Source organism: Campylobacterota bacterium, from assembly GCA_040752835.1.
In the GTDB taxonomy this organism is placed as follows: Bacteria; Campylobacterota; Campylobacteria; order Campylobacterales; family Sulfurimonadaceae; genus Sulfuricurvum.
The window spans coordinates 246,472-268,695 of record JBFMGG010000003.1; the positions used below are offsets into that span (position 1 = coordinate 246,472).

At 54.8% G+C, this 22,224-nt stretch carries 24 protein-coding genes and 1 tRNA gene; 15 read left to right on the top strand and 10 right to left on the bottom strand.

What is annotated here, in order from left to right:
• The first annotated feature begins 24 nt into the window (after nt 1-24).
• The 5 genes from AB1763_01555 (at nt 25) to AB1763_01575 (ending at nt 4,345) form a co-directional block, all read left to right on the top strand.
• Nucleotides 25-840 carry an HDOD domain-containing protein gene (locus AB1763_01555; GenBank protein ID MEW5831509.1) on the top strand — a complete coding sequence of 272 codons (816 nt, stop codon included), beginning with the start codon at nt 25-27 and terminating at the stop codon, nt 838-840.
• Nucleotides 824-2,215 carry a chemotaxis protein CheX gene (locus tag AB1763_01560; GenBank protein MEW5831510.1) on the top strand — a complete coding sequence of 464 codons (1,392 nt, stop codon included), beginning with the start codon at nt 824-826 and terminating at the stop codon, nt 2,213-2,215. The genes AB1763_01555 and AB1763_01560 overlap by 17 nt, the downstream gene beginning before the upstream one ends.
• A 110-nt stretch (nt 2,216-2,325) precedes the next feature.
• Nucleotides 2,326-2,967 (top strand): ribulose-phosphate 3-epimerase, encoded by a 642-nt coding sequence (gene rpe, locus AB1763_01565; protein ID MEW5831511.1) that lies wholly within the window; start codon nt 2,326-2,328, stop codon nt 2,965-2,967.
• A 2-nt stretch (nt 2,968-2,969) separates the two neighbouring features.
• Nucleotides 2,970-3,557 (top strand): phosphoribosylanthranilate isomerase, encoded by a 588-nt coding sequence (locus AB1763_01570; protein MEW5831512.1) that lies wholly within the window; start codon nt 2,970-2,972, stop codon nt 3,555-3,557.
• Nucleotides 3,554-4,345 carry a 3'-5' exonuclease gene (locus AB1763_01575; protein ID MEW5831513.1) on the top strand — a complete coding sequence of 264 codons (792 nt, stop codon included), beginning with the start codon at nt 3,554-3,556 and terminating at the stop codon, nt 4,343-4,345. Before AB1763_01570 ends, AB1763_01575 begins: the two co-directional genes overlap by 4 nt.
• 57 nt (nt 4,346-4,402) lie before the next feature.
• On the opposite strand, the gene accA is transcribed toward AB1763_01575, so the two are convergent.
• The 5 genes from accA to gpmI form a co-directional block, all read right to left on the bottom strand.
• The gene (accA, locus tag AB1763_01580) at nt 4,403-5,338 is read right to left on the bottom strand and encodes an acetyl-CoA carboxylase carboxyl transferase subunit alpha (GenBank protein ID MEW5831514.1); all 936 of its coding nucleotides are present in this window, start codon (nt 5,336-5,338) and stop codon (nt 4,403-4,405) included.
• Between the two features lie 12 nt (nt 5,339-5,350).
• The gene (locus AB1763_01585) at nt 5,351-6,568 is read right to left on the bottom strand and encodes a beta-ketoacyl-ACP synthase II (protein MEW5831515.1); all 1,218 of its coding nucleotides are present in this window, start codon (nt 6,566-6,568) and stop codon (nt 5,351-5,353) included.
• Between the two features lie 108 nt (nt 6,569-6,676).
• Nucleotides 6,677-6,907 (bottom strand): acyl carrier protein, encoded by a 231-nt coding sequence (acpP, locus tag AB1763_01590; protein MEW5831516.1) that lies wholly within the window; start codon nt 6,905-6,907, stop codon nt 6,677-6,679.
• Nucleotides 6,908-6,977: 70 nt separating this feature from the next.
• Nucleotides 6,978-7,721: a 3-oxoacyl-ACP reductase FabG gene (gene fabG, locus AB1763_01595; protein ID MEW5831517.1), complete on the bottom strand. Its 744-nt coding sequence runs from the start codon at nt 7,719-7,721 to the stop codon at nt 6,978-6,980.
• A 90-nt stretch (nt 7,722-7,811) separates the two neighbouring features.
• Nucleotides 7,812-9,287 carry a 2,3-bisphosphoglycerate-independent phosphoglycerate mutase gene (gene gpmI, locus AB1763_01600; GenBank protein MEW5831518.1) on the bottom strand — a complete coding sequence of 492 codons (1,476 nt, stop codon included), beginning with the start codon at nt 9,285-9,287 and terminating at the stop codon, nt 7,812-7,814.
• Nucleotides 9,288-9,384: 97 nt separating this feature from the next.
• Between gpmI and mraY the strand changes: the two genes are divergently transcribed.
• From mraY to AB1763_01620, 4 genes are all read left to right on the top strand, one after another.
• Nucleotides 9,385-10,443, top strand: a complete 1,059-nt coding sequence (mraY, locus tag AB1763_01605; GenBank protein ID MEW5831519.1) for a phospho-N-acetylmuramoyl-pentapeptide-transferase — start codon at nt 9,385-9,387, stop codon at nt 10,441-10,443.
• Between the two features lie 10 nt (nt 10,444-10,453).
• Nucleotides 10,454-11,662: a UDP-N-acetylmuramoyl-L-alanine--D-glutamate ligase gene (gene murD, locus AB1763_01610; GenBank protein ID MEW5831520.1), complete on the top strand. Its 1,209-nt coding sequence runs from the start codon at nt 10,454-10,456 to the stop codon at nt 11,660-11,662.
• Nucleotides 11,663-11,725: 63 nt separating this feature from the next.
• Nucleotides 11,726-11,801, top strand: a tRNA-Phe gene (locus AB1763_01615).
• Between the two features lie 181 nt (nt 11,802-11,982).
• Nucleotides 11,983-12,411, top strand: coding sequence for an Hsp20/alpha crystallin family protein (locus tag AB1763_01620; protein MEW5831521.1), 429 nt, complete (start codon nt 11,983-11,985; stop codon nt 12,409-12,411).
• Between the two features lie 16 nt (nt 12,412-12,427).
• Here the strand turns inward: AB1763_01620 and AB1763_01625 are convergent, their stop codons facing one another.
• Together AB1763_01625 and AB1763_01630 are read right to left on the bottom strand one after the other, a co-directional pair.
• Nucleotides 12,428-12,646: a hypothetical protein gene (locus AB1763_01625; GenBank protein MEW5831522.1), complete on the bottom strand. Its 219-nt coding sequence runs from the start codon at nt 12,644-12,646 to the stop codon at nt 12,428-12,430.
• 43 nt (nt 12,647-12,689) lie between these two features.
• Complete coding sequence (locus AB1763_01630; protein MEW5831523.1) at nt 12,690-13,331, bottom strand: ParA family protein; 642 nt, start codon at nt 13,329-13,331, stop codon at nt 12,690-12,692.
• 129 nt (nt 13,332-13,460) lie between these two features.
• Between AB1763_01630 and AB1763_01635 the strand changes: the two genes are divergently transcribed.
• Complete coding sequence (locus AB1763_01635; protein ID MEW5831524.1) at nt 13,461-14,234, top strand: hypothetical protein; 774 nt, start codon at nt 13,461-13,463, stop codon at nt 14,232-14,234.
• Here the strand turns inward: AB1763_01635 and zupT are convergent.
• The gene (gene zupT / locus AB1763_01640; GenBank protein MEW5831525.1) at nt 14,221-15,057 is read right to left on the bottom strand and encodes a zinc transporter ZupT; all 837 of its coding nucleotides are present in this window, start codon (nt 15,055-15,057) and stop codon (nt 14,221-14,223) included. The two genes, AB1763_01635 and zupT, sit on opposite strands and share 14 nt — an antisense overlap.
• A 92-nt stretch (nt 15,058-15,149) precedes the next feature.
• On the opposite strand from zupT, the gene AB1763_01645 reads away from it, so the two are divergent.
• Together AB1763_01645 and AB1763_01650 are read left to right on the top strand one after the other, a co-directional pair.
• Nucleotides 15,150-15,569, top strand: a complete 420-nt coding sequence (locus AB1763_01645) for a hypothetical protein (protein MEW5831526.1) — start codon at nt 15,150-15,152, stop codon at nt 15,567-15,569.
• The gene (locus tag AB1763_01650) at nt 15,562-15,879 is read left to right on the top strand and encodes a hypothetical protein (protein MEW5831527.1); all 318 of its coding nucleotides are present in this window, start codon (nt 15,562-15,564) and stop codon (nt 15,877-15,879) included. The genes AB1763_01645 and AB1763_01650 overlap by 8 nt, the downstream gene beginning before the upstream one ends.
• On the opposite strand, the gene AB1763_01655 is transcribed toward AB1763_01650, so the two are convergent.
• Both AB1763_01655 and AB1763_01660 read right to left on the bottom strand, forming a co-directional pair.
• On the bottom strand, nt 15,880-16,947 hold the full coding sequence (locus AB1763_01655; protein MEW5831528.1) for an AI-2E family transporter: 1,068 nt from the start codon (nt 16,945-16,947) through the stop codon (nt 15,880-15,882). It lies immediately after the preceding gene.
• Between the two features lie 8 nt (nt 16,948-16,955).
• On the bottom strand, nt 16,956-18,719 hold the full coding sequence (locus tag AB1763_01660) for an ABC transporter ATP-binding protein (GenBank protein MEW5831529.1): 1,764 nt from the start codon (nt 18,717-18,719) through the stop codon (nt 16,956-16,958).
• Between the two features lie 59 nt (nt 18,720-18,778).
• On the opposite strand from AB1763_01660, the gene AB1763_01665 reads away from it, so the two are divergent.
• From AB1763_01665 to AB1763_01675, 3 genes are all read left to right on the top strand, one after another.
• The gene (locus tag AB1763_01665) at nt 18,779-19,135 is read left to right on the top strand and encodes a hypothetical protein (GenBank protein MEW5831530.1); all 357 of its coding nucleotides are present in this window, start codon (nt 18,779-18,781) and stop codon (nt 19,133-19,135) included.
• A gap of 102 nt (nt 19,136-19,237) precedes the next feature.
• A complete protein-coding gene (gene metE / locus AB1763_01670) occupies nt 19,238-21,460 on the top strand; it encodes a 5-methyltetrahydropteroyltriglutamate--homocysteine S-methyltransferase (GenBank protein ID MEW5831531.1) in 2,223 nt (740 codons plus the stop codon).
• Nucleotides 21,461-21,609: 149 nt separating this feature from the next.
• Nucleotides 21,610-22,206 carry a peroxiredoxin gene (locus tag AB1763_01675; protein ID MEW5831532.1) on the top strand — a complete coding sequence of 199 codons (597 nt, stop codon included), beginning with the start codon at nt 21,610-21,612 and terminating at the stop codon, nt 22,204-22,206.
• The last annotated feature ends 18 nt before the right edge of the window (nt 22,207-22,224 follow it).

The following is a 22,224-nucleotide window of genomic DNA, read 5'->3' on the forward strand; positions in this document are numbered from 1 at the left end:
TCGATATTTAACAACAATGGAGTCGTGCGGAACGTGATAACCCAAGAACAGATAACCCGTTATATCCAGAGCGTCCCTGCCGCTCCCTCAATCATCCGCCAGACGCTCGAACACGTCCGCAACGGTGATCTCCCCAAAGCCGCCAAATGCGCCGATGAAGATCCCGCACTCAAACTCTATCTCAAAACGCTGATCAACCGCCCCGTTTACGGTTTCCGCAACGAGGTCAGCAGCCTCCCCCAGATTTTCGGGATACTGGGGCTCTCCAGCGCACAGCAGATCCTCTATAACTACCTGATGTCGCTCCTTGTTCCCAAGGAATGGGGCCTTTTTTCCCTGTCGCACCAGGCATTTTACGATCTTCAGGCCTCCCTCGGCCGGAAATGGGAAACGATTCTCAAACACCTCGGGCTCCTCAACCGCGACAACGAAAGCGCCATCTCACTCCTCCCCGCGAGCATCATCGTGTGCGACGCCCTGTTCAAAGAACACAAAGAGGAAGTGGCTCAGCTGCGCAGCGTCAAAGCACTCGATTACAACACGATCCTGCAGCGCCTCAGCGGCCGGAGCCTCTTCGACCTTTGCTCCGAAGTGGCCGAAAAGTGGGAGATGCCCGCCTCCATCGCCAAAACGGTCCACGCCGCATCGGGAAGCGACAAGGTGGAAGGGGAAACCGAAATCCTCGCCAAATGGATGCACCTTCTGCTCTTTTACGAGCTCTCCCAGTCCCCTTTCGTCGAAGCGGGGCTGAACGAACTCCTCGATTTCAACGTCGAATTCGTTCAGGACATTTACGAATCTTTTGCTCAGGTGGTAGGATACAATGAGACCAACGGTTAAAGGGAGAATCGCGATCTTCCAGCCCCAGGGATTTCTGGACGGCAACAACGCCCCCTCGTTTCTGACCATCGATGACATCAAGGCCACCGAAGCGCTCAACGTCGACATGCTCCTCGTTTCTCTGAAAAAAGTGATTTTTTTCAATAAGAACGGCCTTGACGTTTTCGTCCGGCTGCTCACCAACATCCGAAACAAAAACCATATCACGGTCGGATTGTGCGATTACGACCACGCCAAATTCCAGACGATCAACGCCTTTTACGGCGGCAGTCTCAATTTTTCCCTGTTTCGGAGCGAAAAAATCGCCGAGCTTTTCGCCCCGTCCAACAAAAGCGATTCGAAGACGGTTCTGATCTACAACGACGACCCCTCCCAGCGTTCGGCGATGGCGATCGAACTCTTCGATTACGGCCACAACCCGATCATCGCGCAGAGCAAAAAAGAGTTCGACGAAAAAAAGCAAAATCCGGATCTCTATTATGCGATCATCGAAGACACCTACCTGGGGCTTTTCGGGCAGAAAATCGCGACGCGGGTGACGGGGAACGCGGTCATTTATACGATTTCCAATTTCCTTGATGCCGAAGTCACCAACACCTTCAACATCGCCTACCATCTCAACTCGCTCAACGTCGGCTTCCGTCTCTTCATCTTCGACGCCTACAAAGTGGTCTCGATGAACGTCCATGCCCTGAACTTTTTCACCAAACTCGCCTCTTCCGCCGCCGAATACAATGCGACGATCTGTTTTGTGGGGCTGACGTTTGAAAAAACTCCCGAATCGTTCAAACACGACATGGAAGACGTCGGCATCCTCTTTTTCGACCAGATGGACGACATCCTCAAAAACAAAAAATTGCTCCAGGACCTGGGGGGAAGCGCCTCCTCCTCCAAACAAACCCGCTCGATTAACAAACCCCTGATCAACGAGCTTCCCAATTTCATCGAAGCGACCGTTTCGACCATCTCGATGATGACCAATGCGACCGCCGTCAAAAACTCGGTCAACATCCAGCATCTCGAAGTAACGATGGCGTACAACAAATATGCCAGTTCGATCGGCTTTTACGGGGACGTGGACGGGATCATCATCCTCATCTTCCCGAAAAAAATCGCCCAGAAAACGTGTGCGCTTCTCATCGGGGAATCGACCGAGGATGAAGAAGCGATCCTCGATTCCCTCGCCGAATTCGTCAACATCATCGGCGGACGGGCGAAAACGCTGCTCGCCGAGAAAAAAATCCGCGTCGACATCACCCTCCCCCGCACCTACCACAACGTCGACCAGTTGATGGAAATGGCCCAGAACAAAAAAGGGGTTCAGGTCAACCTCGATTTCGAAGGAAGCCAGTTCACCTTTTTTCTGACGCGCTGAACGGGTCTCCATTCCGCCTCTTTGAGGGTGAGCCGCATGCTACCCGCCCGACCAAAGCTCTCTCCAAATCTTTTTTGCTAAAATAGCGGAAAAAAAGTAAGGTGTTGCCCATGCTCGTCGCCCCGAGTGTCCTCTCCGCCGATTTCGGCAATCTTGAACGCGATGTCCGCGCCATCTGCGACGCGGGGTGCGATCTGGTCCACGTCGACGTCATGGACGGCCATTTCGTCCCGAATCTCACCATCGGACCGGTCGTGGTCAGCGCGATCGCCGCAGCCGCCACAAAACCCCTCGACATTCACCTCATGGTGCAGAACAATACTTTTTTCGTCGATCTTTTCGCCCCGCTCAAGCCCGAATACATCACCTTCCACATCGAAGAAGAAAAGCATCCCCACCGCCTCGTCCACTACATCCGTTCGCTGGGAATCAAACCGGGAATCGTCCTCAATCCCCACACCCCGGCTGAGACGGTCGAATACCTCCTCGCTGACATCGACATGGTTCTGGTGATGAGCGTCAATCCCGGTTTCGGGGGACAAAAATTCATTCCCGGCGTCATCGAGAAAATCAAACGCCTCAAAACGCTTCGCGATCGCATCAACCCCTCCTGCCTCATCGAAATCGACGGCGGCGTCGGGAACAAAAACATCGCGGAGCTCAAAGAAGCGGGCGTAGACGTATGCGTCGCCGGCAGCTACGTATTCGGCCAAAGCGACTACAAGGCCGCCATCGAAAGCTTGAAAATCTGACCATGCGCGTCAAGATCTGCGGCATTACGAACCTCGAAGACGCCCTGTACGCGATTGAAGCCGGGGCCGATGCTCTGGGCTTTGTTTTCTACCCCGAATCGCCCCGTTACGTCTCGGTCGAAACAGCCGCCGCGATCATTTCGAAGCTCCCCCCCTTTGTCGAGAAAGTCGCCCTGTTCGTCAATGAATCCCCCGAACGGATCCGTGCCGCCTGCCTCCAAAGCGGATGCACCCTTGCACAGATTCATTTCGACGTCGAAGACGATTTTTTCGCTTCCGTCGCGTATCCTGCACTGCGGGTCGTCCGCGCCCGCAAGCCCGAAGACATCACCGCCCATTCCGACGAATACCGCCTCATCGACGCCTTTTGCGAGGCGTACGGGGGGAGCGGCAAACGGCTCAACATCGAATGGTTTGAGAACGTCGACTGCTCCAAAATCATTCTCGCCGGGGGGCTGGATCCCGACAACGTCGCTTCCCTCAAACCATACGGGTTCTACGGCGTCGACGTCAGCAGCGGGGTCGAAGCTTCCTACGGTAAAAAAGACCCCCAAAAGGTTCGCCGTTTCATCGCAGAGGCGCGTGCGTGAATTCGCTCGATCCCAAGCTTCTTGCACGTCTGACCAGATACGGCATCCCTGCGGCGGAATTCGAATTGCTCGTCGGAAGCGCGGAGGAGATCGAATTGCTCAAAGCCCAGGGGCTTAATCTCCTGCTCGATAAAGACTCTTACCGCCTCCGCAGCGCGATCGATTCGGTCGATGACACCCTGTTTTGCGTCGTCGACATCGAAACGAACGGTTCCAAACCTTCCCGTGACCAGATCATCGAAATCGGCGCGGTGAAACTTCAAAACGGCCGTATTCTCGACACCTATGAGAGTCTTGTCTACTGCACCGAGATTTCCGAACAGATCAGCGAGATCACCGGTATCCGTGTCGAGCATACCCTTCAAGCCCCCCCGATGGCCAAAGTGATGCGTGAATTTCGTCTTTTTCTGGGCGATGCGGTGTTCGTCGGACACGATGCCAAATTCGACTACAACTTCGTTTCGGCGATGATGGAACGCTCTGGCCTTTCCAGACTGCTCAACCGATCCCTCTGCACGATCGATCTGGCCGAGAGGACGATCGAATCGGAGCGTTACGGCCTCGCCTATCTCAACGACCAGCTCTCACTCTACAAAGAGGCGACACATCACCGCGCCCTGTCGGATGCGATGACGACGACCAAGCTCCTTAAACGGACTCTGGCCCTCATTCCCCCCTCCATCGCCAGCGGCGAAGAGCTGATCGCCTTTTCCAAAGAGGCCAGACGGCTCAAGCGTCCGAAACCCAAACCCGAAACCGGCGATAGCGAAGAGAAAATATCCGTATAAACCCCGCATGAGGGTAAAGGAAGAAAACGAAGGTTCCGCCGGAGCGGAAAAGAGAGGTTATTCCGAAAAACGGCCCATACCGACGAGGCGGCGGTAACGTTTTTCCAGGCGCTCCGCGTCGTCCAGCGCGCGCAGGGTCTCCACCTGTTCGAGGAAATAGGTTTTCAGGGCATCGGCGGCCCCTTCTTTGTCACGGTGGGCACCGATCAGCGGTTCGTCAATGACGTCGTCGATCAGATCGAGTTCTTTGAGGTCGGCGCTGGTGATTTTAAGCGCTTTGGTCGCCGCTTCGACCTTCGCCGGATCGTTCCACAAAATCGCCGAACACCCTTCGGGAGAGATAACGCTGAAGACCGAATAACGCATCATCGCCAGCCGATCCGCAACGCCGATCGCGAGCGCCCCGCCGCTTCCCCCTTCGCCGATAACGACGGAGACGGTGATCGTATTGAGGTTCGAGAGTTCCATCAGGTTGCGGGCGATCGCTTCGCTCTGGTTACGTTCTTCCGCCCCAAGACCCGGGTATGCGCCCGGAGTGTCGATAAGCATCAGGACGGGGATGTTGAATTTCTCGGCCATTTTCGCCGCGCGGAGCGCCTTACGGTACCCTTCGGGGTGCGGCATACCGAAATTGCGCTTGAGCTTGTTCTTGGTCCCACGCCCTTTTTGTTCGCCGATCACCATGACCCGCTGGTCGCCCATGGTTCCGATATAGCAGACGATGGAGAGGTCATCGCGAAAGTGGCGGTCACCGTGAATTTCGTACTTTTTGTCGAGTATGAGGTTGATGTAGTCGAGCGCGTAAGGACGGTCCTGATGGCGCGCGAGCTGAAGTTCCTGATAGGGAGAGAGGTTCGAATAGGTTTTTTCGACTTCTCTGGCCAGATCCTGCTTTAGAATCTCGACGGCATGATGGTCGCAGCGGACCTCCGCGCTGATGATCTCTTCTTGGATCTGGCGGATGTTTTGTTCAAAATCTAGATAGGTCGCCAACGGCTTGCCCTCTTATATTTTTTTGAAAATGACGACCCCGTTGGTACCGCCAAATCCGAATGAGTTGCTCATGACAATATTGAGATCCGCTTTGCGCGCGGCATTGGGAACGATGTCCAGATCACAATTTTCGTCAGGATTGACGTAGTTGATCGTCGGAGGGATGATCCCATCACGTATCGCCATGATGCTGATAACTGCTTCGATACCGCCTGCCGCACCCAGGCAGTGGCCCGTTTGCCCTTTGGTCGAACTGACCGGCGGGCAGTTCTCTTTGCCGCCGAAAGCGATTTTCAATGCCGCCGTTTCGTTTTTATCGTTGGTCGGCGTACTGGTACCGTGGGCATTGACGTAATCGACTTTCGGATTTCCGGCCATGTTCAGCGCCGCTTTCATCGCACGCAGCGGCCCTTCAAGGCTTGGTGTAGTGATGTGGTTGGCATCGCCGCTTTCACCGAAACCGATCACTTCGGCGTAAATTCGGGCACCGCGGGCTACCGCGCTTTCGTACTCTTCCAGGACGAGGGCTGCCGCCCCTTCACCCATGACGAATCCGTCGCGCTCCGCATCGAAAGGACGTGATGCGTGTTTGGGGTCGTCGTTGCGGGTGCTGAGGGCTTTCATAGAGGCAAATCCGCCGATACCGACGCCGGTAATCGCCGATTCGGCCGCAACGACCAGCATTTGGTCCGCTCCGCCGATCATGATGGTTTTTGTCGCTTCGCTGATCGCGTGCGTTCCCGCCGCACATGCCGTGACGGCTGAGAGGTTCGGTCCTTGCAGGCCATGCTCGATCGTAACGAAGCCGCCGAGCATGTTCACCAGTGCGCCGGGGATGAAGAACGGAGAAATACGTCTTGGACCTTTTGTCTCGAGGATGATGGAGTTACGCTCGATGGAAGGAAGCCCTCCGATTCCCGATGCGGCGTCAATACCGAAACGTTCTTTGTTGAAACCTTCGGGGAAATTGGCATCGGCCATCGCTTCCTGGGCCGCTTTGATCCCGAGCTGGATGAAACGGTCCGCTTTTTTGACCTCTTTGGGGTCCATCACGGTTTCGGGGTCGAAGCCTTTGACTTCACCGGCAATCTGGGCGCCTTGATTCGAAGCGTCAAAAAGGGTGATCATATCGATGCCGCACTCACCTTCGCAAATCGCTTTAAAGGAGCTCTCTTTGTCATGACCAAGCGCATTGATCATTCCCAATCCGGTTACTACTACTCTTCTCACATTCTCTCCTGATGGTGGATGGTCTGAAACTTTAGCTCCATTGAGCCAATCTCTTAGACCATGAATTTATGGTGGGTGCTTATCAAGGCGTACGCCTCGATAAAGTTTTTAGTTTTTGCTTTCGATGTAGTTGATTACATCTTGAACAGTTTGGATTTTTTCCGCTTCGTCGTCAGGAATTTCGATATCGAATTTCTCTTCAAGAGCCATTACCAATTCTACAACGTCGAGGCTGTCCGCGCCGAGGTCTTCAACGAATTTAGAATCCTCTTTTACTTCGTCCGGGTTAACGCTCAGTTGCTCAACCACTACTTCTTTAATATCGTCCAAAAGTGCCATAATAGCTCCTGTTCTAATGAATAAAATCGCATAATTATAGCATATTTAACTTAAGAGGGGAAATCCCCCCTTACATCAGCATCCCGCCGTTGACCTTGAGGGTTTCGCCGGTGATGTAGCTCGCGTGATCGCTGAGCAAAAATGCCGTCGCTTCGGCCACCTCTTTGGCTTCGCCGAAACGGCCCATCGGGATTTTGGAGGTGAACGACGCCTTGATCTCCTCGCTGAGAACGTCCGTCATATCGGTCGCGATGAAACCCGGGGTGACGGTGTTGTAACGGATACCGCTCGAAGCGGCTTCCTGTGCGAAACTTTTCGTCATCGCGATGACTCCCCCTTTGGAAGCCGCATAGTTGGTCTGCCCCGCATTGCCCGTCTCCCCGACGATCGAAGCGATGTTGACGACGGCGCCGAATTTTTTCTTCCGCATCGCTTTGAACGATTCGCGGCAGCCGACGAAAGCTGAAAGGAGATTGGCGTTGATGACCGCCATGAAATCGTCGCTTTTCATCCGAAGCGCCAGTCCGTCTTTCGTAATCCCGGCGTTGTTGACCAGATACGAGAGCTCCCCGTCGGCATCGATGATCGTCTGGATCGCGTCGACGAATGCCGCTTCGTCGGCAACGTCGAATCCGATCACCGCCGCCGTTCCGCCCGCCGCTTCGATCTGTGCTTTCACTTCGTCCGCCGCCGCCGCGCCGCTGCGGTAATTGATCCATACTTTAAGACCGTATCCCGCCAGCACTTTTGCCACTTCCGCGCCGATTCCGCGGCTTGAACCCGTTACCAATACATTTTTACCCGTAAATTTCATGTGATTCCTTATTTTGTAATATTCTTTTCTCCCGCATCCGAAAGATGCGGACAGCCTCAGGAGATTGCAAAGGACTTGCGTTCGATGCGTTTATATCAATGCCCCGTCCATCTCTGCGGGGATCTGCAGCCCCATCAGCTTCAGTACCGTCGGTGCGACGTTGTTGAGCGCGCCCGGATGGACCTGCTCGACCCCCTCGGCCATCACGAAACACCACACTTTCCCCACCGTATGGTTGGTCAGCATGTTCCCCGCGTCGTCGCGCATCTCTTCGCAGTTGCCGTGATCGGAGGTGAGGACCATCGCATAATCGTTGCGCTTGGCGGCCTCTACGATCCGGCCGAGCTGTTCGTCGACCGCTTCGACCCCTTTGATCGCCGCTTCGAAATTCCCCGTATGGCCGACCATGTCGCCGTTGGCAAAATTGACGACGACGAAATCGATCCCTTCGTCCATCGCCCTGACCACTACGTCGCCCACTTCGGAAGCCGACATTTCAGGCTTCATATCGTAGGTTTTAACCTGCGGACTGGGGATCAGCACCCGCGTTTCGTTCTCAAAAGGTTCCTCGACCCCGCCGTTAAAGAAAAACGTGACGTGGGCGTATTTTTCGGTTTCGGCAGTGTGCAGCTGACGTAGCCCGGCTTTGGAAATCACCTCGGAAAGGACGTTTGCGGGGACTTCTTTGGGGAAAAGGACGGGATAGGGAAAGTTTTTGTCGTACTGCGTCATCGTCGCCATGTGCGTCGGTACGAACTCGCGCGCAAAGCCGCCGAACGCCGGATCGCCGATCGCGGCGGTGAGTTCGCGCATCCGGTCGCTGCGGAAATTGAGCATCAGCACCGCATCCCCGTTTTTGAAGCCGTCGTAGCCGTCGAACGCAGTGGGTGTGATGAATTCGTCGGTCTCGCCCGCGGCGTAGGCGTTTTCGATGTAGTCAAAAGCGCTCTGTTCGCTCAGGGGATGGGCCCTCACGATCGCATCGTACCCTTTTTGGACCCGTTCCCAGCGGTTGTCGCGGTCCATGGCGAAAAATCGCCCCCCCAGCGAAGCGATGCGGATATTGCTGTACGCGTGCGCCGTGACGTGGTGCAAAAAGAGTTTCGCCGACGTCGGAGCGACGTCGCGGCCGTCGGTGATCAGGTGCAGCCATACCTCTTTGCCCGCTTCGGCGGCGATTTCGGCGACTCCCATGATGTGGTCGATGTGCGAATGGACTCCGCCGTCGCTCATCAGGCCGATCAGGTGCAACCGCTTGCTCGTTTTGAGCAGTCCCGAAAAAACGGGGTTTTTGGCGAAGCTCTCTTCCTGAAGCGCCAGCGAAATTTTGACGAGATCCTGGTACAGTACCCGTCCGCTTCCGATGCTCATGTGCCCCACTTCGGAATTGCCCATCTGACCTTCGGGAAGGCCGACGCTGAGACCGAACGTGTCGATCAGCGAATGGGGAACGTCCGCAAACAGCCGCTCATACGTCGGTTTGCGGGCCGCGTGGAACGCATTGTAATCGCGTTTGGGCGAATAACCGATCCCGTCGGTGATGACCAAAACGGTTTTTTTGCTCAAGTTGGCTCCTTGATTAATCAAACTTTGTGCGGATTATATTAAAATGTCACTTTTGCATTGCTTTTGAAATCTTATCAGAAAGAAAAGAGTTAATTTAATGTTATATTGGTTTCATCAGATTCTCGGCATCAACCTCTTCCAGTACATCACCGTCCGCGCGGGTGTGGCGTTTTTCATCGGCCTGTTTCTCACCCTTTTTCTCATGCCCCGTTTCATCGCCTGGGCACAACGTTCCAGCCGCGTTCAGCCCATCAACGAATACGTCAGCGCCCACCAGGGGAAAGCAAAAACCCCGACCATGGGGGGAATCGTATTCGTCGCTTCCACGATCATCGCTTCGCTGCTGACGGTCAACCTTCTCAACCCGTTCGCCGTGGGTGCGATTCTGACCCTGATTTTCTATGCCTACATCGGTTTTACCGACGATTGGGGCAAAATTCGCGGCGGCCATAATCTGGCCGGACTCACCGCTCGCGCCAAAATGGCCCTACAGCTCATCTTCGGTGTAGCCATCGGGGCTTTTTTGATCTATTACGCGAAACTCGATACCGGATTCTACCTCCCGTTCATCAAATCCAGCCTTTTCGACATGGGGTGGTTCAGCATTGCGTTCTGGGTCCTCGTCATCATCGCCACTTCCAATGCCGTCAACCTGACCGACGGCCTTGACGGTCTGGCGACGGTCCCTTCGATTTTCGCCCTCCTTTCACTGAGCGTGATTGTCTACATCGTCGGTAACGCCGCACTCGCCCACTACCTCCTGATGCCCAAAATCCCTGCAGGGGAAGTGGTCATCATCTCGGCGGCGCTGATGGGTTCGCTGCTGGGCTTTTTGTGGTTTAACTGCCATCCGGCACAGGTCTTTATGGGGGACAGCGGTTCCCTTACGCTGGGGGCTTTCATCGCTTACATGGCCATCATCGGGAAAAGCGAAGTGCTCCTGATCCTCATCGGCCTTATCTTCGTTATCGAAACCGTTTCGGTCATCTTGCAGGTGGGAAGCTATAAACTCCGCAAAAAACGGGTTTTCCTGATGGCCCCCATCCATCACCATTTCGAGATGAAGCAATGGGCGGAGAACAAAATCATTGTCCGTTTCTGGATCATTTCGCTCCTCTCGAACATTCTCGCCCTCATCACCCTCAAAATCCGCTAAAAGAATTGCCATGAACCATCAGAATATCGCCTGCTTCGGGTACGGGAAAACAACCCGTGCCATCGCCAAACGCCTCGGCCCCTGCACTTTTTTCGACGACAAGGCGACCGAATCGTACACCGACGAGGACGGGAATCTCGTCCGCCCGGTCAGTGAGTTCGATACGACCCTCTTTACTCATGAGATCACCTCTCCGGGTATCCCCCCCTACCATCCCCTGATCCGTCAGGCATCGCATCTTATCAGCGAATACGATTTTTTCGCCCCGCAAACCCCTTTTAGCATCTGGATCAGCGGTACCAACGGAAAAACCACGACGACGCAGATGGTCGAGCACCTCCTCGCCGACCGCGGCGCGATCAGCGGCGGCAACATCGGCACCCCGCTCGCCGACATGTCCCCCGAAGCCCCCATCTGGATCCTGGAAACAAGCTCCTTTACGATGCACTACACCAACACGGCGCGCCCGAACGTCTATGCCCTCCTCCCCATCACGCCGGACCACGTCAGCTGGCACGGGAGCATGGAGGAGTACATTGCGGCGAAGCTCAAACCCCTCTCGATGATGAAAGAAGGCGAAGCGGTGATCCTCCCCAAAGCATACGCCGATACCCCGACAAACGCGTTTAAAATCCCCTACGAGACCGAGCATGACCTCGCGGAGTATTTCGGGATCGACACCTCCAAGATCAAGTTCAAGGGGGCTTTCCTGATGGACGCCCTGATCGCGATGGGGATCGACAAAATCCTCTTCGACCGTATCGACTACGACAAGATCAACGCCTTCGTCCTCGATCCGCACCGGCAGGAAGAGTTTCGTGACGTGAAGAGCCGCCTGTGGATCAACGATTCCAAGGCTACGAACATCGATGCGACCCTCGCGGCATTGCGCACCTACCACGATGAGAAAATCCACCTCATCCTCGGGGGCGACGACAAGGGGGTCGAGCTCGAAGAGCTCTTCGCCCCCCTCAAAACCTACGACGTCGCTGTCTACGCGATCGGTTCCAACGCGGAACGGCTTGAAGCGCTCTGCGCCAAGTATACGATCCCCTGCACCCTCTGCCGTACCCTCGACGTCGCGGTCGCCGAAATCGATCGGGTTCTCGACGACAAGAGCATCGCAATGCTCTCCCCCGCCGCCGCGAGCCTCGATCAGTTCACCTCGTACGCCGAACGCGGGAACCTCTTTAAAGCGCACGTCAACGCACTCGCATAAGCCGATTTACCCTTTAAGCTTGTTTTTAAGCTAACGGGGGTATAATTTCGGCCTCACAAACGTGGCCAATTAGCTCAGTTGGTAGAGCAAATGACTGAAAATCATTGTGTCCTTGGTTCGATTCCGAGATTGGCCACCACCCTTTAAAACAATTTCCCCTGATACTTCCTAAGCACTCTTTGAAATCCTAATTTTCGGTTCTTATCGCCCATTAATTTTTTCCGTGTTACATTGTTCCGCTACAGAAGCACGTTTCGCATCCATACCCTCGTAGATCATCAAGAAGCACGCTTCTGTAAATTCTCGATAAGGGGTTATCCATGTTGCTCACACGTTTCGACCCGTTTAAAGAGTTGCGTTCGCTCGAAGAACGCTTCCATACCGCTCTCTCAACCGATCCGAAAAAAGATTTTTTCGCCTCGTTCACCCCCTCGGTCAATACTCGGGAGGGGAAATACGCCTACCACATCGACGTCGATCTCCCCGGCGTGAAAAAAGAGGACATCAGCGTCAAGGTGGAGAACAACGTCCTCACCCTCAAAGGGGAACGCAAGACCAAAGAAGAGGTGAAAAAAGAGGATTATTACAAGATGGAGAGCAGTTTCGGAAGTTTTACCCGCAGTTTCACCGTCCCTGAAAACGTCGATGCCGAAAACATCCACGCGGAAAACAAAGACGGCGTTCTCGAGATCACCCTCCCCAAGAAAGAAGGAAAAAACAAATCGGCCAAAGAGATCAAAATCAAATAACGCCGTTTTGACCCTTCTAAAGGAGGCCGTCGCGCTGCATCCGCTCCTGCAAGGCGATCAGGATGTAAGCGCTGACCGTCCCGCCGTGGTAGTCGCGTATTTTCTTCTCCCATTCGATCGGGATCGTAATGAGTTTTTTCTTTTTCCCTTTCTCCGGCGTGGCCTCTTCGCGCTCGCTCATGGCGGCGGAACTTTTCACTTTTTCAATATTCTGTAGAAAACTCTTCTTTGCCATTTTATATCCTTTATATATGTTTTATATACTGTTTAAATACTTATTAAATATTCAACAACCCTTTAATCTCTTCGAACAGTTCGTCCATCTCCTGATCGGCGCGACTGAAAATCCGGTATTCCTTGATGCACTTGCCCTCTCCCACCGAATGGGCAAAATCGACCCGTTGGCGCAGTACCGATACGAGCAGTTCGAAATGCTCGGACGTGCAGATAAAATCGATCAGTTCCCCGAACCGTTTCATCGAGGGGTTGATATTGTTGAAGACAACGCGCGTTTTGATCGTCTCCCCCTGAATGTCCGAAAGGCTTTTGAGGATCTCTTCGTATTTTTGCAATCCCATCAGATCAAACGGTTTGTCGCTCACGGGGGTCAAAAGCAGATCCGAAGCGATGATCGCCACGCGGTTGAACGCGCTGTCAAATCCTCCCGAATCGATGATCGTGACGACATCGTCCGTATCCGCCGCCGCATATTCGGCGAGTTCTTCGGCATTCCCGAAATGGAGCATCTCGATCGGTTCCATCCCCTGTTCGCGCCGCAACGCATTGGTCACGGTCAAGGAACGCTGGGTATCGAGGTCGACAATCCGCGTCGGCATGATTTTCGAAAAATTGACGGCGAGGTTCCAGGCGACGGTCGATTTGCCGACTCCCCCTTTTTGATGCGACAGGGTAATAATCATAAATATACCTTCCATATCTTCTAAATATTAAAAGTATATGTTTTAGATACTTAAAGGAGACTCAAGTGACTCAAAAAACCAAAAGCCTTATTGTGATATAATGATAATTATCATTAAAAAGGGGAATAAATGGATGCAGCGTCTCTCTCGGCACGCGTGACCGGGCTGATCTCACAAAACCCCGGAAGCCGCACCTTCAGTTTTGTCGAAGGGGGAGAAAAATACTGGGTCAAACGCCCTGAAGAAGGGGAAGCAAACGGCTGGCACCAAGTCATGTACATCCTCTCTCGAGTGCTGAACAACAATTTTTTCCGCCCGACCGTCGTTACCGACCCAACGGCGTCATTAGCGTACGAAGCCGGGCGTCTGCGGCAACTTCGCGAGGGGGGCATCCGTGTCCCCGCAATCGTTCTGCAAACTCCGAACTACCTTGTGCTCGAAGACGCGGGGACTCCGCTGAGCGTCCTGCTGGGAAGCTCGGCAATGAAACCCGAAGAAAAAAAGCTGCTTGTCTCCCAGCTCTCGAACGCGCTGGCCCAGCTGCACAACCGAGGCTTTTTCCACTCCCGTCCCGCACTCCGCGACATTGCCTACAAAGAGGGGGAAATCTATTTCATGGATTTCGAGGAAAACCTCGAAAAAGCGCTGAGTACCGAAGAAGCGATCGTCCGCGACGGATTTTTGTACGCGCACACCCTTTACCGCAAACTTCGTTCCCCTGAACTCGCCGAAACGGGGCTCGACGCCTACCATCGTGCGCTACGCCCCGACCTGTGGGATAATCTGACTGAAGAGGCCCGCCGCTATCGCATGACGTATCACCTTTTGCGCCCACTGTACCGGTTCCTGGGAAAAGACGGCAAAGCGATCTGCGATACCCTTGCCTACTTCAGACGATTTTAAAGAGTAAAAGGCTGGACGACATGACCGCCATCCCTGCGACGATTCCCCCCATCGTCGTGTGGGAATTGCCGTAAATCCGCGCGGAGGGGAGAAGTTCATCCAGACAGATGTATATCATGATCCCCGCCACGAGCCCGAACGTAATCCCCAGCGTCAGTTCCCCCATCAGCGGCATCAAGACGAAAAAGCCCAATGCCGCCCCCAACGGCTCGGCAAGTCCTGAAAGCAGCGCATAGCCGAACGCTTTTTTCCGCTCCCCCGTCGCGTGATAGATGGGGAGCGACACGGCCATCCCCTCGGGTATGTTGTGAATCGCGACCGCAAGTGCGATACCGATCCCCAACGTCAAAGAATCGAGCGCCGACACAAACGCCGCGAATCCTTCCGGGAAATTGTGAATCGCGATCGCCACGGCGGTAAAAATACCCGTTCGGCGGAGGGCATGGCGCCGCTTGTCGTCGCGGTGACCCGGTTTGAGCCCGGAGAGTTCGGCATCGGTTTTGAGTTCGTGGGGGTTGATGTCGTCGGGAATGAGGCGATCGATCGCAAACGCGACGGCAAAGCCCACAAAAAAGCACGCCAACATCGACGCTTCGGCACCCACCTCGCCAAATCGCGGTACAAAGGCGGATTTTGACTTGACGAGGATTTCGGCAAAGGAGATGTAGATCATCACACCGGCCGAAAATCCCATCCCGACCGAAAGGAGCGCGGTGTTGTCACGGCGGGAAAAAAAAGCCAGCGCCGCCCCTATCCCCGTGGAGAGTCCGGCGAACAGGGTCAGAGCAAACGCGACCGCCAGTTCCGAAATCGTCAGTTCCATGCCGAGCCTTTCATCTCATCGATACTGCGATAGTAGCAAATTTTTTCAAAAGCGCGCTATAATAAACTGACTAAGCGCTGTAAAGGATCGCAATGAACGAACATGAACTGTTAACCGTTTTCGCCGGGGTTATCGCGGTATGCATGGTCTTTATCACCGCCGTGATCGTGGTAATCGGGATTATGGCGTTCAAAACGTTCCGGCGCCTCAACGAATTTATCGGCCATGTCCAGAACGAACTGAGTTTTATTTCGACCAAAGCTGCGGTGACCCTTCACGACGTCAGCGAACTGCTCGCCCATCTCAAAGACGAAACGCGCTCCATCAGCGAAAAATCGCTTCTCGCCCTCCACGAGGTGCGCGACCTTATCAGCTATATCCATTCCGAAACGCAGTCGCTCGCCCTGAAAGCCTCCAACGGCATCGCCAAAGTGACGATCGGAACACTCGCCATCGGTGCCATGTCGCAGATATTCAAGAAAAAATCGAACGAAGGATCTTCGCATGAATGACGACCACAATCTGTTGAGTTTCATCCTCGGGGCGGCGATCGGGGGAGCGGCAGCCTATTATCTGCTCAAACACCAGGACGAAATTGCCGAAAAAATCCGCGAAATCGAAGAGGGGATGAACCTGGAGGAAAACGCGCTGATCGAGCAGGCCAGAAACAAATTCGATGCCCTGGGCGAAGCGATCCGCACCACCTTCCAATCCTCTTCGGCCGATGAAGCCAAACCCTCCCCCGATGAGCTGGCCTCCATCATGGAAGAACTTGCGCGGCTGCGCGAGGAGGTTCGCGCCCTTACCCCCAAAGAGGCTTAATCAGCGGCAACGTCCGCTGCCTCTTTTGCGAACAATCCGAAGAGTCGTAATCGCAAACGCGACGATGGCCGGCCCGAAGACGAATCCCCAGAAACCGAACGTGGCCAATCCTCCGACAATGGCGAAGAAAATGACGAATTCGTTCATTTTCCGTTTCCCGTCGCTCATCGCGCGGTTGACGAAGTTCAAAATCACCAGCTTGACGATGTTGTCGATGAAAAACGCCATCACCGCCCACGAGTAGACGGCAATGACGAGTGCATTGACGATATTTCCCTCAAAATATTCGTTCAACGCGACGGGTACCCACACAAGAGCCGTTCCGACCACCGGTATGATCGCCGAAACGGCGGTCATGAATCCCAGCAAAAACGGGTTATAGCCGTCAAAAAATGCAATCAGTCCCCCGAATGCGACCCCCTGCGCGAGCATTACCCCGCCGAACGTGTAAAACACGACCGCCGTCGTCGTCACCATGTCCGAGAGAAACTCTCTCTTCGCGTCGCGCGCCAGAGGGATGATCGGCAGGAAAAACAAGGCGATGCTGCGGCCGTACCATGTCAGAAAAAAGAAAAAGACCACGATCATCGCCATTTCGCCGAGCATCGCAATAAAGGTCGTCAGTCCGCTCCCCAGCCATGAGGCCAGTGCCGTCACGATCTCGTCTTTATGCACTTTTCCCAGCGCGATGACCGAATACAAAGGCTCCTGAAGCCACGCCAGATACGGCGGGAGCATCCAGGGCAACGCGTCGATACGGTCGCCCAGGGCCCGCAAGGAGGCGATTGAACTCTCGGGGCGATCGAACAGTTCGTAAACGAACAGGGCGATGGGGACAAACATGATCAGCGACAGTCCCAGCGTAACGACGGCGGCGGCAATCGGAGACGCGACCGGTTCGAGTCCGGAAAAACGGCGCAACCGCAGTTCGACAAGACGGTGCAGCGGATAGACGACCATCGCCAGCAGCAAGGCGAAAAAAAAGCTTTTAAGAAAAGGGAAGAAAAGCCACAGGCAAAGCCCGATGGCACTGAACAATATGAAACGGACGAACAGACGGTTTTCCATGATTTTCCTCATCCTTGCTGGGAATCGACAAAGCGTTTGAAACGGCCGTCGAGATTTTCAAGCTCTTCCCGGCTCCCCTCTTCGAGAACGGCACCGTTTTCGAGGACGTAGATGTAATCGGCCTGCGTAATGGTACTCAGGCGATGGGCGATGATAATCACCGTCCGTCCGCTCAAAAATTCTTCCAACGCTTCGAACAGGGCACTTTCGGTATGGACGTCCAAAGCCGAGGTCGATTCGTCGAAAATGACGGCCCCCGGATCGGAGAGAACCATCCGTGCGATCGAAAGGCGCTGCCGCTGCCCCCCCGAGAGCCGGATTCCCAATTTTCCGACCTGCGTTTCCAACCCCTGGGGAAGGGTCCGCACAAACGGCTCGAGCTGGGCGATCCGCAGCGCATTCCAGATCACCGCATCGTCGACCGCGTCTCCCATCGTCAGGTTAAAACGGAGCGTGTCGTTAAACATCAGCGGTTGCTGCAAGACGACGAATACGTTCGCACGCACCCGTTCAAACCCGATTTCACGGACACTCAGCCCATTATACACTATGTCCCCGGCGGTGGGGGGATAAAATCCCACCAGTAATTGTGCGAGGGTGCTTTTTCCGCTGCCGCTTGACCCGATCACGGCAATCCGTCCTCCGCGCGGAACGTCGAGCGTTACCCCCCTTAATACAGGGCGGTCGGGATCGTAACCGAATACGAGTTTGTCCGTGCGGATCGCTATCCCTTTTCCTCCGAAAGGGTCCTGAACGTTTCGGTAGCGGGGTTCGGAAGGGAGCGCAAGGAGTTCGTTCACCCGTGACAGGGCATTTTTGGCATTGGCATAGCTGTATTGCAGGGACAACAGCTCCTGAACCGGCGTCATCATAAACCACAGGTAACCGAACACCCCGAACATCATCCCGATCGAGAGATCCGAATGCAACACCATGACGAGTCCCAGTGCCCGGAACACCTCGAAGCCGCTCAGAAACAGCGTGTAGGAATAACGCTCACCCGCAAGGGCACGGATACCGTAGAGGGTAGCACTCTCTTTGAGGATGCGCGCCTGCTCGGTCGCACGCGCGATGAAACGCTCTTCTTTGTTGCTGGAACGGATCTGGCCGAAAAGATCGCACATCTGGGCGAGGGTATCCGACAGCTCTCCGATGGTCCGGTTCTGCTCTTTTTTGAGTTTTCCGACGCGGCCCGATATTTTACGGGTCAGCATCATGATCAATGGCTGGAAAATAAGGATAAGGATTCCAAAGAGCGGGTTGATCCAGATCAATACGACCGCTACCCCTACCAGCGTCGCGACCGAGACGATCAGCCTGGAAAGCGCTCCCCCCATAAACTGCTCGATTGTTTCGATGTCGGTGACGAGGTTGGTGACGACCGTTCCGCTTCCGAGGCGTTCGTACGCGCTCATCGAAACGTGTTTGAGATGTTCGAGCGCACGGCGGCGAATGTCGAAACTGATCTCCTGGGAAAGGGTCACGAAAAATTTCTGGGAAACGACGCTGAGAATGAAAAACACAAACCGCAGGGCGATCGTCACCCCAAGGACGGTCCCGATATACACAAGCGGTTCGGCAGGGAACCCCGCACGCTCGATCGACGCGGTGATCCATCCCCCTTTTTCCAACAGTACCTCATCCACCAGCAGCGGGATCAACAGCGGGATCGGGATCGATACGACGGTTGCCGCCAGTGCGATCAGGTTCCCCCACAGCAGGGGAGCCTTGTAACGGCTCATTAAAGAAAGGAGGGTTCTGAAAGTAATCATGACGTCATTATATCCATACTATGGTGTATAATTCCGTCATCAATTCCGAACGAGGGACTATGGCAAAAGGGTTCGGCGGGAAATATTTCTCGCTTCAGGCAATCACCGCAACGGTCAACGCAACGACGCTGCACAACCATTTCGTGCGGACCCGGAACTGCCATAACCGCCGTTATGCCGCCTTGGATGAGAGCATCGGCGATCCCCCTCCCGACGATGCCGATCTCCTCCTCGAAACGATCGAACCCTTCACCCCGAAGGTCTCCCGCTGCCAGTGCCACTGTAACCGTTTTTTCGGCCGCCGCACGCGGTGCGTACTTTTCGTCTCGTCATTCGTCCCCAGACTCCGTTTTTTATTCCGACACTTTCATACCGATACCTCTCCGCCCCTCGAAACACCCCCTTTTTCGTTTTAATCCGCACCATTGTCCGTCATGTCATGACACCCGTTTGATGCAATAACGGAGATTTGTCCTAAAACATGACCTTACCGTTTGATATCTGTAAGGAAACGCATTATGAAAAACACCCTATCCCTCCTCGGATTTCCCCGCATCGGAGAAAACCGGGAACTCAAATTCGCCCTCGAAAATTACTGGAAAGGCTCCATCAGCCTCTATGAACTGAGTACCCTCGCCGCCGATCTGCGCCGGCGCCACTGGCTGTTGCAGCGCGATGCCGGGATCGACACCGTCGCGATCAACGATTTCAGCCTCTACGACAACATGCTCGATCTGATGGTCATCCTCGGTGCCGAACCGGAGCGCTTCGGCGATCTTTCCGATCCTCTGGAGCGCTATTTTGCGATGGCACGCGGTGATGCGACCCACACCGCCCTGGAGATGACCAAATGGTTCAACACCAACTACCACTACCTCGTCCCCGAGCTGCACGAGCGTTTTGCATTCGGCGTCGTGAACGCCGACAAAATCATCGGCGAATGTCATGAAGCCAAAGCGCTCGGACTGAATGGGACCATTCAGCTCATCGGGCCGATGACCTTTCTGGCCCTCTCCAAATGCCCCGAAGCAGTCCGCCGGGCGCTGTTCGACAAACTCCTCGCCCAGTACGCGACGCTGCTCGAAACGCTCGGAGCATTGGGGGCGACGATCGTCTTCCATGAACCCGCCCTCGTCTGCGATCCGACCCCCGAGGATCTCTCCCTCCTGAAAATCGCCTACGACCGGCTGGGAGTACTGGGAGAGATCCGCGTCGCGACCTATTTCGAACACTCCAACGAGGCGACGGCAGTACTCGTCCACACGCCGATTCGGGGTCTTGTCCTCGATTTCGTCCACGGAACCGACAACCTCGAATCGCTCCGGCGGATCGGAGAGAGCGGCAAAGAGCTCACGGTCGGGATCATCGACGGGCGTAATGTCTGGAAAAACGATCTCGCCGCCTCACTTGCGACGCTCCACACCATCGCAACGCATATCCCCAAAGAGCGGTTGAGTCTGAGTCCCTCGTGCTCGCTTCTGCACGTCCCCTACACTTTGCGTCACGAAAACGCCCTCGCTAATGAGGTCAGCTCGCTCCTGTCGTTTGCCGAAGAGAAACTCGCCGAACTCGCGGCCATTTCGTCAGCGTTTTTTGAAGGAAAACCCCTCCGGGCCGCAACAACAGGGATCAACCGTACCGACGAAGCGGTCCAGAAACGGCTAAATGCCCTCACGATTGCCCACTACAAACGCCCCTACCCCTTTGAGCTGCGCCGGGAAGCCGCGCACGACCTGTTCGATCTACCGATCCTGCCGACGACGACCATCGGTTCGTTTCCTCAAACGGCCGACATCCGCAGAATCCGTCAGGAATTCAAAAAAGGGGTTATCTCTCACGAAGTTTATGAAGACGCCATGAAAGAGGCGATCCGGGAGTGCGTCGCATTTCAGGAGTCGATCGGCCTCGACGTCCTCGTCCACGGCGAATTTGAACGCAACGACATGGTGGAGTATTTCGGCGAGAGGCTGAACGGTTTTGCGTTCAGCGCCAACGGCTGGGTCCAAAGCTACGGGAGCCGATGCGTCAAACCGCCGCTGCTCTACGCCGACGTCAGCCGCCCCGAGCCGATGACGCTGAAATGGAGCACGTTCGCGCAGAGTCTGACAAAGCGGCCGATGAAGGGGATGCTCACCGGTCCCGTGACGATTCTCAACTGGAGTTTCGTCCGTGACGACCAGCCCCGTTCGCTGAGCGCCACCCAAATCGCCCTGGCGATCCGCGACGAAGTGGACGATCTGCAGCGCGACGGGATCACAATGATCCAGGTGGACGAGGCGGCGTTCAAAGAGGGGTATCCCCTTCGCCGCTCCAAACGGGCCGCATACGAGCAATGGGCACTGGAGAGTTTTCTTCTCTCGACCGCCGTCGCCGAACGCGATACCCAGATCCACACCCACATGTGCTACAGCGAATTCACCGACATCATCAAAACGATCGAATCGATGGATGCCGACGTCATCTCGATCGAAACGTCACGCAGCGGGAATCGTCTGCTGAAAATCTTCGCGGAGGTCGGCTACGCGCAGGAGGTGGGACCGGGGATCTACGACATCCACTCGCCTCGCGTACCGAGCGTTGAAGAGATGGAAAAACAGATTTACGCATTGCTTGAGGTATTACCCGCCGACCAGCTCTGGATCAATCCCGACTGCGGGCTAAAAACCCGCGGATGGCCGGAGACAAAAGCGGCATTGGAAAATATGGTCGAAGCCGTTCATCGGGTACGCGCGACCCTCTAACCGGGCTCCCTTGCGGGGGAGACTGCAACTTTTATTCCAAATAATAAAAATTTTCCTTTAGATCAGTGAGTTACTTTTACATGGTTTAGTTGCATTAAAGTTCCTGTGTTACAATTTCTGCACGTTAAAAAAAATCCAAAGGAAATCTCATGCTCGTTACCAAAAAAGCTCCCGATTTTACCGCAACAACCGTTCTGGGGAACAATCAGATCGTCGACAATTTCAACCTGTACGAAAATCTCGGACCCAAAGGGGCCGTACTGTTTTTCTACCCGCTCGACTTTACGTTCGTATGTCCTTCTGAAATCATCGCGTTCGACCACCGTCTTGACGAGTTCACCGCCCGCGGCATCAACGTTATCGGCGTATCGGTCGACTCTCAGTTCAGCCACTTCGCGTGGAAAAACACTCCCGTAAACCAGGGCGGTATCGGACAGGTCCGTTACCCTCTCGTCGCCGACCTGAACAAACAGATTTCACGCGATTACGACGTATTGTTCGGCGATTCAGTAGCACTTCGCGGTTCATTCCTGATCGACAAAGACGGAACGATCCGTCACGCCGTTATCAACGACCTTCCACTCGGTCGTAACATCGACGAGATGCTCCGCATGATCGATGCGATGCTCTTCACCAACGAGCACGGCGAAGTGTGCCCTGCGGGATGGAACAAAGGCGACACCGGTATGAAAGCCAGCACCGAGGGTGTTGCGGAATACCTCGCTTCGCACGCGGATAGCCTTTAATCCTTCTTTCCCCTTGCG